At 35.5% G+C, this 15,792-nt stretch carries 11 protein-coding genes; 10 read left to right on the plus strand and 1 reads right to left on the minus strand.

Annotated elements, in window-relative coordinates:
- Positions 1–142: 142 nt before the first annotated feature.
- On the minus strand, positions 143–277 hold the full coding sequence (gene rpmH / locus JC2156_RS08795) for a 50S ribosomal protein L34 (protein WP_002828338.1): 135 nt from the start codon (positions 275–277) through the stop codon (positions 143–145).
- Positions 278–910: 633 nt separating this feature from the next.
- Here rpmH and dnaA point away from each other — a divergent pair.
- From dnaA to JC2156_RS08390, 10 genes are all read left to right on the plus strand, one after another.
- On the plus strand, positions 911–2,305 hold the full coding sequence (gene dnaA / locus JC2156_RS08345) for a chromosomal replication initiator protein DnaA (protein ID WP_006846207.1): 1,395 nt from the start codon (positions 911–913) through the stop codon (positions 2,303–2,305).
- Positions 2,306–2,506: 201 nt separating this feature from the next.
- Positions 2,507–3,637, plus strand: a complete 1,131-nt coding sequence (dnaN, locus tag JC2156_RS08350) for a DNA polymerase III subunit beta (RefSeq protein WP_006846208.1) — start codon at positions 2,507–2,509, stop codon at positions 3,635–3,637.
- Positions 3,638–3,844: 207 nt separating this feature from the next.
- Entirely contained in the window at positions 3,845–4,084 is a 240-nt protein-coding gene (yaaA, locus tag JC2156_RS08355) for a S4 domain-containing protein YaaA (RefSeq protein ID WP_006846209.1), read from the plus strand.
- Positions 4,084–5,226 carry a DNA replication/repair protein RecF gene (recF, locus tag JC2156_RS08360; RefSeq protein WP_006846210.1) on the plus strand — a complete coding sequence of 381 codons (1,143 nt, stop codon included), beginning with the start codon at positions 4,084–4,086 and terminating at the stop codon, positions 5,224–5,226. Before yaaA ends, recF begins: the two co-directional genes overlap by 1 nt.
- 46 nt (positions 5,227–5,272) lie before the next feature.
- Entirely contained in the window at positions 5,273–7,249 is a 1,977-nt protein-coding gene (gene gyrB, locus JC2156_RS08365) for a DNA topoisomerase (ATP-hydrolyzing) subunit B (protein ID WP_006846211.1), read from the plus strand.
- A gap of 29 nt (positions 7,250–7,278) precedes the next feature.
- Complete coding sequence (gene gyrA / locus JC2156_RS08370; RefSeq protein WP_006846212.1) at positions 7,279–9,846, plus strand: DNA gyrase subunit A; 2,568 nt, start codon at positions 7,279–7,281, stop codon at positions 9,844–9,846.
- Positions 9,847–10,202: 356 nt separating this feature from the next.
- Positions 10,203–12,377: an LTA synthase family protein gene (locus JC2156_RS08375; protein ID WP_038241362.1), complete on the plus strand. Its 2,175-nt coding sequence runs from the start codon at positions 10,203–10,205 to the stop codon at positions 12,375–12,377.
- A gap of 261 nt (positions 12,378–12,638) precedes the next feature.
- Complete coding sequence (locus tag JC2156_RS08380) at positions 12,639–13,118, plus strand: MerR family transcriptional regulator (protein WP_006846214.1); 480 nt, start codon at positions 12,639–12,641, stop codon at positions 13,116–13,118.
- Positions 13,111–14,364 (plus strand): hydroxymethylglutaryl-CoA reductase, degradative, encoded by a 1,254-nt coding sequence (locus tag JC2156_RS08385; protein ID WP_006846215.1) that lies wholly within the window; start codon positions 13,111–13,113, stop codon positions 14,362–14,364. Before JC2156_RS08380 ends, JC2156_RS08385 begins: the two co-directional genes overlap by 8 nt.
- A 2-nt stretch (positions 14,365–14,366) precedes the next feature.
- A complete protein-coding gene (locus JC2156_RS08390; protein WP_006846216.1) occupies positions 14,367–15,323 on the plus strand; it encodes a hypothetical protein in 957 nt (318 codons plus the stop codon).
- Positions 15,324–15,792 lie beyond the last annotated feature (469 nt).

A 15,792-nucleotide genomic window follows, 5' to 3' on the forward strand; every position in this document is an offset into this window, starting at 1 on the left:
TAATTTCTCGATCGAATTGGTGTTTCATCGATCCAAATAAATTTTTTCTTTTTTTAAATAAAAAAACACGGGTGATCCCAGCCAAATAGCCGGAATCACCCGTGTTAGTTATTATCAGTTTCCTAATAAAGGCGCTGCCGAATTAGGCTGACAATACCTTGCGGCCCTTTTGGCGGCGACGTGCAAGCACTTTGCGCCCGTTACTTGTGCTCATGCGCTTGCGGAAGCCGTGCACGCGTTCGCGGTGACGCTTCTTTGGTTGATATGTGCGCTTCATGTGATTACACCTCCCATTCGTAGTTAGATTTTTTCTGCTTTTTTCAATATCAAAAACAATTCAAGGATTATAATACCATTTCTATAAAAGTAAGGCAAGCTCAAAACCTTCGTTGTAATTTAAATTAATTTAATTGAAAAATATAGTTATCCAAAATGTAACTTTCCGTTATGTTCATAAAAAAATAAAAATAACAGAGAGTTATGCAGTTTTCCACAAAATCCACAGTTTTTCCACAATATTAACAGGGTGTTTACAGGCGTTCCTATTGTTCCTGTGGAAATGTGGAAAACTCTGTTGATAACCTGCCATGCCCACATAACTTTTACACAAATGGCTCTGTATAACACTTTATTTTTATACTTTTTTCACATCATGTAACTTTTTGTTAATAATTTTTTAAACAACCCTGTGTATTCTTGGATAACTTTTTCAACAAACTGTTAATATCTCAATGTGTTATTTTATTCGTCAAAATTTTTATTTCGCTCAATTTTAACCTGTGGAAAACTACGCTAAATCCTGCTACAATAACATATGTTTTGAGCGAAACGATTTCGATTATTTCGCATTTTTTATTTAAAAGATAAATTTTTAAAAATACTTAATACTTATACTAAGGAGGAGCACATAATGGACCACACTCAACTCTGGGATGCGATTAAAACTGAACTACGAAAAAGTATCGGCCCGGGGATGTCTTTTGATAATTTTGTTGAGGGTCTGACGCCGATTCGATTAATTCAAACTCCCAATAACTCCGACCAGCTATACCTTTCAACGACACACAAAAACGTCGCAAATGAATGGAAACCAAATGGTCAATATTATAATCAATTCCTCAGTGCTTCAATCCAAGTCACCGTGGACTTACTTGGCAATCCAACCTTAATTTTACCGGTTGTCAGCTACATTGAAGTCAAAGCTGAAAAAATAGTCCCCACCCAATCCACTACAGCCGAACAACTTGATCTAAATCTTTCTGATAATATAGGGTTAAATTCAACTGAATCACGGCTAAACCCTAAATATCGATTTGATAGTTTTATTGCTTCAACGCCCAATCGTGAAGCTAAATCAGTTGCTGAAGCAGTTGCTGAACACCCTGGTCAAGAGTGGAATCCCCTTCTTTTATATGGAAATTCTGGTCTAGGCAAAACTCATTTAATGCAAGCAATTGGAAATGATCTTCTAATAAGAAACCCTAAAGCAAGCGTTAAATTCATTACAACAGATGATTTTATGAATGATTGGACCGACGCTTTACGATTTAATAAAACCAACGAATTCAAAAAAGAATATCGTAATGTCGACCTACTACTTGTTGACGATATTCAATTATTGGCTGATAAAGAAAACGTTCAAGAAGAATTTTTCAATACTTTTAATGCCATTACACGTGATGGTCACCAGATCGTTTTGACATCTGACAAATTACCAAAAGACATTAAAGGAATCGAAGAACGTCTTGTTTCACGCTTTGCGATGGGATATTCAGCCAATTTGACACAACCAGATCCAGAGACAAAAATTGCAATTCTAAAAAATAAAGCTGAAGAATCTAGTATTGAAATTTCATATGATGTTCTTTCTGAGATTGCCAATGCCGTTAACACCAACGTCCGTGATTTAGAAGGTGTTTTCAAAAAAGTAGTTGCTAAAATTAAAATTAGTAATTCTGAAGTAACAGTTGACGCCATCCGTGAAATTTTGAAAGATCTTAATTTTGAACGTTCAAACATAATAACAATCCCATTAATTCAAGAAGCGGTTGCCCATTACTTTGATTTAAATATCAGCGATTTAACTGGAAAAAGTCGTGTGAAAGAAATTGTTATTCCTCGTCAAATTGCTATGTATCTTTCTCGCGAGATTACCCAAGAATCATTACCAGCCATTGGCCGAGCCTTTGGTGGTAAAGATCATACAACTGTTATGCATTCAACTAATAAAATTGAAGAAAATATGCTAGATGATGCTAAACTGGAACAACAAGTACAAGAAATTAGAGCCTTAGTTCAACACTAGCCTGTGGAAAACTAAAAAGTTATTATTAATTTATCCACAGATTTTTAAACATGCTTTAACTCTAGATATTACTTTAGTTATTATACTTTTACACAGTTTCCACAGGGCCTACTACTACTACTACCTCTAATTAATATTAATTAATCATTAAAAATAACAGCGCCTTACCCATATTAATCCCACAAAAGGAGTTTTTACGTTATGCAATTTTCAATTAACCGCCAAATTTTAATTAAAGCCCTAAATAATGTAAATCGAGCTATTTCAGCTAGAACTGCAATGCCCATTCTTGCCAACATTAAATTAGTTTTAACCGAAGAAGGATTGACTTTGACGGGTTCAGATACAGATATATCAATTGAAACCACGATTCCCAAAAATGATGATCAAGCTCAATTAAAAATTGATTCAATTGGTGGAATTACATTACCAGCTACTTTTTTCACAAATATTGTGAAAAGAATGCCCGGAGAAGAAATAAAATTAGCTAATATTGACGTTTTTCAAGCTAAAATTAGTTCTGGCTCAGCTGAATATGATATCCATGGTCAAGATGTCAATAGTTATCCTCATCTTCCAGAAGTTGATATTAAGAATCAATTAACATTACCTGCTGAAACTTTGATTGAAGTTATTCGTCAAACAGTTATTGCAGTTTCAAAACAATTAAGTCAACCAATTTTAACTGGAGTTCATTTTATTTTGGGTGGTGGTAATTTAACTGCAGTTGCAACTGATCGCCATCGTTTAGCACAACGCACAGTCCCATTTGAAAATGAAGAAGTGAACGCTGATATTATTATCCCAGGGCCTTCTTTGTTACAACTTCAAGGAATGCTTGAAGAAGTCGAAACTGTTGAAATTCGTGTTGCTGCAAATCAAGTTATTTTCCAACTTGGACCAAATACGCTCTTTTATTCACGTCTCTTAGAAGGAAATTATCCTGATGCTTCACGTTTAATTCCAACAGAAAAAAAGACGACTTTGACAATTAATGCGCGTGAATTGTTGCAAACTATTGATCGGGCAGCATTGCTGTCACATGAAGGGCGTTCAAATGTAATTCAATTTGATATTTCTGGTGAACATTCAATTATTTCATCAAATTCTCCTGAAGTTGGAAAAATTGAAGAAGAAATTTTTGCGGCTGAAACAGCTGGAGAAGACCTTACAATTTCATTTAATCCCGATTATATGCGAGACGCTTTGAAATCATTTGGGGATGAAGAAATTCAGATCGGGTTTAAGACCGCTTTAGACCCATTTACACTTGTTCCTACTAATAATGCGACGAATTTCATACAATTAATAACACCTGTTCGTACTTATTAATTGATTTAATTATCGAAATAAAAAATTAAGAAGAGCCGAAATGAGCGTTAAACGCTTAATTTGGTTCTTTTTGTCAAAATGGCGTAAAAGTCCATAGAGGTCTTATTAAAGCCAAATAGATAAAAAAATGGTATAATTAAAAGTAGCTAATTTTGGAAATAAAAAATTATTTTTATCGTATTATCCGCGTGATAGAAAGGACTTGATTTGGCAAAAGAAGTGTCAATCACAACCCCTTATATAACTTTAGGGCAGTTGTTAAAAGAAACGAGTACTATTGGCACTGGTGGCCAAGCAAAATGGTATCTTCGTGAAAATGAAGTATTAGTGAACCAAGAAATTGATATGCGCCGTGGTCGTAAATTATATCCCGGAGATGTTGTTGCATTACCAAATGGTGACCGTTTTGTGATCAATGGTGAAGGGGCAACTCCTAAGTTTGAATAATGCGATTATCATCATTAGAGCTTGATAATTTCAGAAATTATCAAAACTTAGAAGTCGAATTTTCGCCTGGGGTAAATGTTTTTTTAGGATCAAATGCTCAGGGTAAAACTAATTTATTAGAGGCGATTTATGTTTTAGCATTAGCTCGATCTCATCGAGCACACAGCGATAAGGAATTAATTGGTTGGAGTCAAAAAACGGCTAAAATTAAAGGTGTTGTGGAGCGAAGAACAGGTAAAATACCTCTTTCATTAGCTTTTAGTCCCAAGGGTAAAAAAGCCCGAATGAATCATTTAGATCAAGCCAAACTTGCTAATTATATTGGGCAAATGAATGTGATTTTATTTGCTCCAGAAGATTTAAATTTGGTAAAAGGGAGTCCACAAATTCGTCGGCAGTTTATTGACCGTGAATTTAGTCAGATGAGCCCTAAATATCTCTATATTGCTAATCAATATCGAGGAATTTTAAAACAGCGAAACCAATATTTAAAACAATTAAGTCATCATGAAAGTTCAGATGAGTTATTTTTAGAGGTGCTGACAGAACAGTTAATTGAATATGGGAGTGATTTAATTTGGAGACGGTTGCAATTACTTAAACGTCTCGATAATGCTGCTTCCCCAATTCAGGAGGCAATTACAAAGGATCAAGAACATTTAAAAATTGAGTACGTTTCTCAATTAAATGTTACAGATTTAACCGATCTAACTATGATTCAAAAAGGCCTAAAACAGCACTTTAATAAATTAAAAAAACGTGAGATTCAAATGGGGACAACCCTCTTAGGACCGCATCGGGATGATCTCCAATTTATGGTTAATGGTCATGATGTGGCTACTTTTGGTTCACAAGGTCAACAACGTACAACAGCTTTGGCTGTTAAATTAGCGGAAATTGATCTTATGAAGGAAGAGACGGGGGAAGAACCAATTCTATTGTTAGATGATGTTTTGTCTGAATTGGATTCAACTCGACAAACGCATTTATTGACGGCAATGCAAGATCGGGTTCAAACGTTTATTACGACCCCGTCATTAAGTGATATAACCCAAAAGTTGATCAAAACACCACGCGTCTTTAAGGTTGAACACGGAACACTAACATTACAATCAGAAATCGATGAAGCGCCTAATTTATAAAAATAAGAATTAGGTTGCTGCAAGCTATGTGAGAGGAGTTTTTTAAATGGCTGATGAAGAACAAGTAACATCAATCAATTCAGAAGAAGTGGGGGTTATGCACACGGAGGCTGGAGCTTATGATGCTAGTCAAATCGAAGTGCTTGAGGGTCTTGAAGCAGTTCGTAAGCGACCTGGAATGTATATTGGAACAACTTCTAGTCAGGGACTCCATCATTTAGTTTGGGAAATTGTTGATAATGGAATTGATGAGGCCATGGCTGGCTTTGCAGATCATGTCACTGTTACAATTGAAGCTGATAATTCGGTTACAGTAACTGACAATGGTCGAGGAATCCCAGTTGATTTACAAAAGAAAACTGGGAAATCAGCCTTAGAGACAGTCTTTACGGTTCTACATGCTGGTGGAAAATTTGATGGTGGTGGTTATAAGGTTTCTGGTGGATTACACGGAGTTGGGGCTTCTGTAGTTAATGCTCTTTCAACACGCCTAGATGCTATAGTAGTTCGTGATGGAAAAGGTTATCAAATGGCCTTTGAACGTGGACGAACGGTACAGACTATTACTGAAATTTCAGCAGAAGGATTGGAAGTGGAACGTGGAACGATCGTGCACTTTGTTCCGGATGCTGATATTTTCCAAGAGACCACAGTCTTCAATGCTAAGACTTTAATTGATCGAGTTCGTGAATTAGCCTTTTTGAATAAGGGCTTGCGCATTTCATTCACTGACAAACGAAATGATGAAAATAAAACTGAGACTTTCTATTATGAAGGTGGTTTGAGAGAGTATGTTGAATACTTGAACCGAAATAAGACTGTTTTGTTTGAAGAACCAGTTTATGTTGAGGGAACTTCAAATAATATTGAAGTTGAAGTTGCCTTGCAGTATACCGATGATTATCGATCAAATGTGTTGCTTTCTTTCGCTAACAATATCAATACTTGGGAAGGTGGAACGCACGAGACCGGATTTAAAACAGCAATGACGCGGGTAATAAATGATTATGCTCGTCAAAATAACATCTTAAAAGAAGATGATGATACACTTACAATTGATGATTTAAGAGAAGGTTTGACGGCAATTGTTTCAGTAAAGCATCCTGATCCATTATTTGAGGGTCAAACGAAAGCTAAATTGGGTAGTTCAGATGCCCGGACTGCTGTTTATCGAATGTTTAATGAAACATTTAAACGTTTTATGTATGAGAATCCGGTAATAGCTAAGCAAATCGTTGAAAAGGGTCAATCAGCTAAAAAAGCTCGGATGGCAGCCAAAAAGGCCCGTGAAGAATCTCGAAAGAAAACTGGATTAGAAATTTCAAACTTACCTGGTAAGCTAGCAAATAATACTTCTAAAGATCCAGCTATATCAGAATTATTTATTGTTGAGGGTGACTCTGCCGGTGGTTCTGCTAAGCAAGGTCGAGAACGATTAACTCAAGCTATTTTGCCAATTCGAGGTAAAATTTTGAACGTTGAAAAGGCTCAAATGAAAACTATTTTAGCCAATGAAGAAATTCGTTCATTGTTTACGGCGATGGGAACTGGCTTTGGTGAAGAATTTAATATTGAAAAAGTTCATTATCATAAATTAATCATCATGACTGACGCCGATGTTGATGGAGCTCACATTAGAACTTTGCTATTAACATTGATTTATCGCTACATGCGTCCGCTGCTAGAAGCCGGATTTGTTTATATCGCACAACCACCTTTGTATCAGGTTCGACAAGGTAAGTTTGTTAAATACCTTGATACTGATCAAGAATTAAATGAACTGTTACCAACTTTGCCAGCTAGCCCTAAGCCAGTTGTTCAACGTTATAAGGGACTTGGTGAAATGGATGCCGAACAACTTTGGGAAACAACCATGGATCCTACTCAACGTCGTATGCTGCGAGTTGAATTAGATGATGCCGAAGAAGCTGATCAAGTATTTAGTATGTTGATGGGTGATAAGGTTGAGCCTCGACGTGAATTTATTGAACAAAATGCGCGTTATGCCGAGTTGGATGTTTAATTTAAATTATTGATTGAAGGGAGTTAAAAATGACTGAAGAAATAGCACAAAATGACGGGCGGATTAGTAATGCCCCATTAAGCGCGCAAATGAAGAATTCATTTTTGAATTATGCCATGTCAGTTATTGTGGCGCGAGCATTGCCTGACGTACGAGATGGATTGAAACCCGTTCATCGTCGTATTCTATATGGAATGCATGAATTAGGGGTGACCCCGGATAAACAACATAAAAAGTCAGCTCGTATTGTTGGGGATGTTATGGGTAAATATCATCCACACGGTGATTCAGCAATTTATGAAGCAATGGTTCGAATGGCTCAAGATTTTAGCTATCGAAATATGTTAGTTGATGGGCATGGAAATTTTGGATCAATTGATGGAGACCCAGCTGCCGCTATGCGATATACCGAGGCTCGGTTGTCAAAAATTGCAGTTGAAATGTTACGTGATATCAATAAAGATACGATTGATTTTGTAGATAACTATGATGGAACTGATCGTGAACCAACTGTTTTACCAGCACGTTTCCCTAATTTATTGGTTAATGGAGTGACTGGAATCGCAGTTGGAATGACTACCAATATTCCACCACATAATTTGGGTGAAGTAATTAATGGACTTCACATGTTGATGAATAATCCAGAGATTACAACAACTGAATTGATGGAAGCAATTCCTGGTCCTGATTTCCCAACTGGGGCAATCGTAATGGGAAAGGCTGGAATTCGTCGAGCTTATGAAACTGGTGAAGGTAAAGTAACCGTTCGAGCTAAGGTGGAAATTGAGACAGATAAGAGTGGACGTGAAAAAATTGTAGTGACTGAGTTGCCTTATATGGTTAACAAGGCTCGTTTGATTCAACGAATTGTTGAATTAGCACGGGACAAGCGAGTTGAAGGTATTTCTGGAGCGAACGATGAATCTGATCGTGAAGGTTATCGGATTGCAATTGATGTTCGTCGAGATGCTTCAGCTTCAGTAGTCTTAAACAATTTGTACAAAAATACCCTTTTGCAAACCACTTATAATTTCCATATGTTGGCGGTTAAAAATGGTGAGCCAAAGTTGATGGGCATAAAAGAAATTTTAGTTTCATACTTGGAGCATCAACAAAATGTTATTCGTCGTCGAACAAAATTTGAATTGAAGAAAGCTGAAGCGCGTGCGCATATCTTAGAAGGTTTGCGGATTGCACTTGATCATATTGATGCTATTATTTCAATTATTCGCAATTCAAAGACAGCAGAAATTGCTAAAGATCGTTTGATCAATGAATATTCACTTTCTGATAAGCAGTCACAAGCAATCTTAGATATGCGTTTGGTTCGATTGACTGGCTTAGAACGCGATAAGATTGAAGGCGAATATCAAGCTTTGATGACTCAAATTGCTGATTTGAAGGATATTTTGGCTAATCAATCTCGGTTGGATCAAATTATCTATGAAGAATTACTTGAAATTCAAGCTAAGCATGGTGATGCTCGTCGAACGGAGTTACAAATTGGGGATGTTACAAACCTTGAAGATGAAGATCTAATTGAAGAAGAAGAAATCGTGGTAACTCTTACGAATGGTGGCTACATTAAGCGAGTCCCAACTTCTGAATTTAGAGCACAAAATAGAGGTGGTCGTGGAGTTCAAGGAATGGGTCTGAATGATGATGATTATATTGACCAATTAATTGGGACTTCAACTCACGATACGCTTCTCTTCTTTACAAGCTTAGGTAAGGTTTACCGAATGAAGGGATATGAAATTCCTGAGTATGGTCGGACAGCCAAAGGAATTCCAGTTATTAATTTGTTAGGTAAATTAGATGATAATGAGCAAGTTACCAAGATAATTAATGTCCGAGGTGACACCGCTGAATCAAATGATTATCTCTTCTTTGTGACTCAACAAGGTGTGGTTAAGCGAACTTCAGTATCAGAATTCGGTAATATCCGTACAAATGGTTTGAAAGCCTTAACTCTCCATGATGAGGATGAATTGATTGCAGTCTTAACTAGTGACGGCGAACAAGAGATCTTTATTGGAACTCATGATGGATATTCAGTTTCATTTAGTGAAACTAATGTTCGTTCAATGGGTCGTTCAGCGGCCGGAGTTCGTGGGATTCGTTTACGTGAAGGTGATTATGTTGTTGGAGCGGATGTTCGTCATGATGGCGATGAAGTTCTAGTAATTACTGAAAATGGTTATGGTAAGCGAACTTCAGTATCAGAATATCCTGTTAAGGGTCGTGGTGGTAAAGGAATTAAAACTGCTAATATCACAGATAAAAACGGATCATTAGTGGGAATTTCAATTGTTTCTGGTGATGAGGACGTGATGCTAACAACAGATCAAGGGGTTATGATTCGATTCACCGTCGATTCAGTTTCACAAACCGGTCGAGCTACGCAAGGAGTACGATTGATGCGTTTGGGATCTGAAACTAAGGTTGCTACCTTCACAAAGATGGATGCTGAAGAAGTGGTTGAAGTTAATGATGATGAAGAAAATCAAGTAGGATCAGTTACGGATAATACCAATGATGAAATTGGAACTGATGCTGTTAATAAATTATTAGATCGAGCTGAAACTGATCAATAATTATTGTGATTTTATTTAGTTAATTAATTTTTAAATTAAAAATATAAAAAGAAGCCGTAGTATTAAATTTGAGGTATACTCTGATTTGATGCAGTTAAGTAATGTTTATTTTACTTATACGGCTTCTTTTTTTAAGCCAAGAAGATGGTAAATGTTATATAATGGGACGGTTATAAAAAATTAAAAGTAGATTTAGATCGCCTGAATTAGGGATTTGATACGATCTTAAATTAATTTAAGAAATAAATTGACCTGTGATATCGACCGGTTAATTTTAATTATGGCTTTTATAAATTTAGCAAACTCACCATTTTGTAAGTTTAAAAATTACTAATTGGCTTGAAGGAGGAGCAGTTTTGAGACATTATGGTCGATTTGATTGGATAAAATCGCGTCTTGGTTTTATTATTTTGTTGGTATTATTATTTTGGCTGAAGAGCATGATGGCCTATGTATTGGATTTTAATTTATTTAGTGGGTCAAGTGTCATTCAAGTGATTACGATTATTTTGAATCCATTGCCGTTGCCATTATTATTTATTGGATTAGCCTTTTATTTTAGAAAAAGTCGTTATTTTTATCCAATTGCAATTGTAATGGCATTTATCAATACATTATTACTTTATTTAAATGTTATTTATTATCGTGAATTTACTGATTTTATGTCCGTTTCTACGATGTTGGGTTATAACAAGGTTAACCAGGGACTAAGTGCATCAGGACTAGCTTTAGCTAATTTTCATGATATCTTTTTCTGGCTTGATTTTGTAGTTATTATTGGTTTATTTTTATTTAAAAAAATTAAGGCTGATAATGAATCACCAAATAAATTTATGAGTTTTGCCTTCTCAACATTAGGGATATTCCTCTTTATGTTGACTCTAACTTTGGGTGAGATTGATCGCCCTCAATTAATTGGACGGCAATTTGATTCAAACTATATGGTGAAATATTTAGGAATTGATGCATTTACTATTTCTGATGGTGTTCGTCTCCGCAATATTAATCGTGAACGAAATTCGGTTAAGAAAACCGATGTACAAAAGGCTTTGGATTATATTGATGATCATAATTTATCTGATGTAACGAAGTATCAGGGGGTGGCAAAGGGTAAAAATGTCTTTGTTATTCATTTGGAATCATTTCAGCAATTTGTCATTGATATGCAGTTAAATGGACAAGAAGTGACACCATTCCTGAATAGTTTGTATCATTCTGACTCAACTTTAAGCTTTAGTAACTTTTTTAATCAGGTTGGTCAGGGTAAGACATCAGATGCGGAAAATATGTTGGAGACTGGAACTTTTGGTCTGCCATCAGGTTCATTGTTTGCTTCGCACGGTTCAGATCAAACTTTCCAAGCGATGCCAGCAATCCTACATCAAACACAGAATTATTCTTCAGCAGTGTTCCATGGAAATAATGCTAGTTTTTGGAATCGAAATAACGTTTATAAAAATATGGGTTATCAGTATTTCTTTGATGCTAGTTATTACGATACATCTGGCGACAAGGCAATGGGATATGGGCTTAAAGACAAATTATTGTTTAATGATTCCATTAAATATTTGGAAAGACTTCAACAACCGTTTTATGCTAAATATATTACGGTGACGAACCATTTCCCTTATGCTCTTGATGACCGAGATAAGGATGCTAATTTTCAAACGGCATCTACGGATTCAGATGTAGTGAATGGATACTTTGAAACTAATCATTACTTAGATCAATCAATCAAAGAATTTTATGACTATTTGGATAAGTCTGGATTAGCTGATAATTCAATGATTGTTTTATATGGTGATCATTACGGAATTTCTAATTCTGAAAATAAGAGTTTAGCACCAGTTATCGGTAAGTCTGCTGATGATTGGACGGATTGGGATAATCAACAATTGCAGCGAGTTCCGTTTATGGTAAATATGCCGGGCTGGCATGGTGGTGGAATTAAGGATACTTATGGTGGTGAAGTTGACGTAATGCCAACTTTGCTTCGTCTCTTAGGTGTTAAGAATGCAAAGCAATATGTGAATGTTGGTCAGAATTTGTTGGATTCTAAAAAGGAACAAATTGTGGCATTCCGTAATAATAATTGGATAACACCTGAATACAGTAGGGCTGGAGATGAAATTTACGATAGTAATGGGAAGGTGCTTAAGAAATTAACGACTAAGCAACAAGCTAAAGTAGATAAAATTCAAGAGAAGGTTAATAAACAATTATCGGTTTCTGATTCAATAAATCAAAAAGACCTCTTACGTTTCTATACTCCAAAGAAATTTAAACCAATTCAAGCACAGAAGTACAATTATGCGCATGGCTTAGGAAAGTTGGAAAACTTGTCAGTCAAGTTAGGAGATAATGCTACTGACCTTTATCATAAGAACGGAGATAAGAGTACAGTGGACCTTTATCAGACCGACGCGCCAGAAAAATCGGAGCCGCGTTCAGATACTTCAAGAATTACGCAACAAAATCCGGATGATGTTGATAAGCATGATGCCGGAGCGGATAATGAACCAAATCCATAGTATTAAATTTAGGAAGCTATAGATCATAGTAGACTTTGTGGTTAGATTATTAAATCTAAATCATAGTCGTGCTAGATTAATTAGCTTCTTTTTTTATTTAGTTTCATAAATACGTTATAATTACGCTGAACGTTAATTTTATTTTTAAAGTTGATGAGGATTTATTTTTAAATAGAATGAATAATTAAGTTTGAAACAGAAACTATTAAGTAGGTGAAAACTGGCCTAACCAAAAATAAAAAGGGAGGCGGGAATAGTAGTATGAAATATTTATTTAAAAAAGAACAGTTAAAATTTGGATTTAACATGTCACAATATGTATTTAGAATTGGCGAAATTGAATCAATGTCTGGAATATCAGCACGCCAATTAAGGTATTGGGAAAGCAAAGGGATTATTATGCCTTTGGAACGGGAAGATGAACAGTCTGGAAGAATCTACCCGTTTAAAATGTTTATTAGAATTATGATGATAAAAACCTATTTGGATCAAGGGAATACATTAAAAAATGCGGTGATACGTGTTGATGAGACACAGAATTTTATGCGACCAACGCATGATATTTTATCCAGTGCATTCCATGGATTAGTTTATGAAGAAGATATGGTTTATATTGATCTTGGTGATTTTGATACAGACGGAAATCAACGTTTATTGGCATATCAAAAAAAATCAGGTGAAAATCAGAAAGTTAGTTATCGAATAGTTGATAAAGAGGATTTGGAGGAAAGTGATGAATAAGTGGTCGGGCTTTTATCATTTAGATCAAGCTCAACGTATTAGGCGGCTACAAGAGGATTATAAATTTGATCAGAATGAATTAGCATTGTTCCAAGCATATTATGATCTCATCGGAGAGGCTCAAGTCGAGAATTATATTTACCAATTTGGAGTTCCTACAGGCTTATTGTTTAACTTAAAAGTTAATCAAAAAGATTGGATTGTTCCAATGGCGACTGAAGAACCGAGTGTCATTGCGGCAGCAAATTATGGAGCCAAAATTATTTCAGCTGGAACGGGAATTAAGACAATTCGACAACAGCGTTTAATGATGGGACAAATTATTTTAACGGAGATTGATGACTTTGGGTCCCTACAAAAGTTTATCGAAACTAATCAAATTAAAATCTTGGAAATTGCTAATGATGCACATCCTTCAATGCTTAAAAGGGGCGGTGGAGCGCAGATAGTTAAACTAACAAAACTTGATGCACAAACTGCGGAAATTAACATATTGGTTGATCCCAAGGCAGCAATGGGAGCTAACTTAACCAACACAATGGTTGAGGCTGTGGCTGATTATTTGCGTAAGGTGGGCTATCAAGTTTTGATGGCTATTTTATCTAACAATGCTAAATATGCAGTGACTGATGCTCAAGTTCGTATACCGTTTGAGGCGTTGGTCGGTAAGTCTGATTTGGATGGGTCAACGATTGCGAAGAAAATTGTGCAAGCTAACAAAATTGAACAAATATCGGTTAATCGAGCTGTTACAGCAAATAAGGGTATTATGAATGGGATTGAAGCTATAGTATTAGCCAGTGGAAATGATACACGTAATGTTAATGCGGCTTTGCATGCATTTGCGGCTCGAGATGGTCAATATAAAGGGCTTATTCAATGGAAAGTTCAAGATGATCAACTTGTGGGGACTACTTCGATGCCAATCTTAGTTGGAATTGTTGGAGGATCAATAGGGATTGTTCCTTTAGTTCAACTAAATCATAAAATAATGAAAAACCCTACAGTGGAAGAACTAACAGATTTAATTGTCTCAGTTGGGATAGCTCAACATTTAGCAGCACTTCGTTCTTTAGTAACCGAAGGAATTCAACGCGGACATATGGGGTTACAAGCAAAATCTTTGGCAGTTCAGGTTGGTGCAGTTGGATTAGAAGTTAACCTTTTAGCTGACCTAATTAAGCAAAGTTCAATTAAAGATAGTCAACAAGCAGTGAAATTATTAAAAAGAATAAGAGGAAAATAATAATGGGATTTTCAAAGGAAACACAACAATTGTTAGATCAATTGAATCAAATTTACCCCGGATCAATTGTTTTACGGACGACGGGAACTAAAACTAATATGATTTTACCTGAACATGTAACGACTGACGCTCTTGGTAGTCGTTTAATGATTGAGGTGAATGATCTAACTGCGCCTGATTTTGAAGCTACTCGTGAAATGTTAAAAATGATGCTGACTTTAAATGGATATCCACAGGTTTATTTCCAATTGCGGACTAAAGAAGAAAAAATTGATGAGCAATTGATGATTATGATGACCTATTTGTATCAGCCGGCGTTAAATGCAATTATCTATCGGGAACAAGCCAAGCATGGTCAATTAACGAATGAAGTGGTTAAAGCTTATATAAATGGTGTTTTAAATACATTAACACCTGAAGATGGAAAGCAAGATGAAGCTGCTCTACGGTTGCTAACATTAATTGATACTAAAGTGTTTTTATCTGCTGTTTCAGAGGATGTAGATGAAATCAATAATGAATTAAAGAGTAAATTTCCTGAATCTTTTGCTGCAGCTGAACTACTCTTTGATCAAATGATAGTTGAAAAGATTAAAGATCCATTTACTGTTGGTCAAGCAATTCAAACTTTGTTTAAGGGCTTTGATGCTCAAATGTTGGCATGGGATTTACCTGAAATACATGCTCAAGAATTTGCAACGGTTACACCAGTGCTTTCAGCTGAACAATTAGAACAACCGGTCTCAAGTAATTATGGAATTCGTCATGTTGATTTCAATCAATTTGGGGATGACAACAATAAGAATGCCGTCTTTATTGGTGAAGATAAAACTTCTGGTCAAAATAGTTTCATATTAAAAGCTCCAGGAACTAATACTGCAGAATTCTTCAAGGAACTTTATGCTTTGCCCACTAAAGAATTATTCGAACAATTAAAGCAACCTTATACAGCCTATTAATCAAATTGATGATTTAAAAAGATTGATTGTTTCATTTTTTTATGAAGCAATCAATCTTTTTAATTACTAGAATATTGCTTGAGGTAGGCATGTTAATAGCTGTTTACAGGTAATTTATATCGCATTAATTTATAATAAAACTATCGGATATAATTAATTTAAAAAAAAGTAAAAAATACTATTGACGAAAAGTAGTTTTGCTAGTAATATTAATAAATGTTGTTGGAACGAAACAAATAAGGCAACAAACAAGTTTAAAACTAATTAAAATTAGTTGTTGACATCAAATCAATTACTTGTTATACTAATTAAGTTGTCTCGTGAGAGGCGACGAGTAGAACATTGAAAACTAAATAACGTTTCGATGAAACAAATGTGCAGGTGTGTCTCATATTTATAATATGGAAGATACAAACATTTGCGAAGTCAATTTCGCTAGTAAATTCGTTTAACAACTGTTAAACAACAA

The organism is Weissella koreensis KCTC 3621, assembly GCF_000277645.1.

Coding starts and splice junctions, on each gene's coding strand:
- rpmH (WP_002828338.1), bottom strand. CDS start 277: ATGAAGCGCACATATCAACCAAAGAAGCGTCACCGCGAACGCGTGCAC.
- JC2156_RS08385 (WP_006846215.1), top strand. CDS start 13,111: ATGAATAAGTGGTCGGGCTTTTATCATTTAGATCAAGCTCAACGTATT.
- dnaN (WP_006846208.1), top strand. CDS start 2,507: ATGCAATTTTCAATTAACCGCCAAATTTTAATTAAAGCCCTAAATAAT.
- gyrB (WP_006846211.1), top strand. CDS start 5,273: ATGGCTGATGAAGAACAAGTAACATCAATCAATTCAGAAGAAGTGGGG.
- gyrA (WP_006846212.1), top strand. CDS start 7,279: ATGACTGAAGAAATAGCACAAAATGACGGGCGGATTAGTAATGCCCCA.
- recF (WP_006846210.1), top strand. CDS start 4,084: ATGCGATTATCATCATTAGAGCTTGATAATTTCAGAAATTATCAAAAC.
- dnaA (WP_006846207.1), top strand. CDS start 911: ATGGACCACACTCAACTCTGGGATGCGATTAAAACTGAACTACGAAAA.
- JC2156_RS08390 (WP_006846216.1), top strand. CDS start 14,367: ATGGGATTTTCAAAGGAAACACAACAATTGTTAGATCAATTGAATCAA.
- JC2156_RS08380 (WP_006846214.1), top strand. CDS start 12,639: ATGAAATATTTATTTAAAAAAGAACAGTTAAAATTTGGATTTAACATG.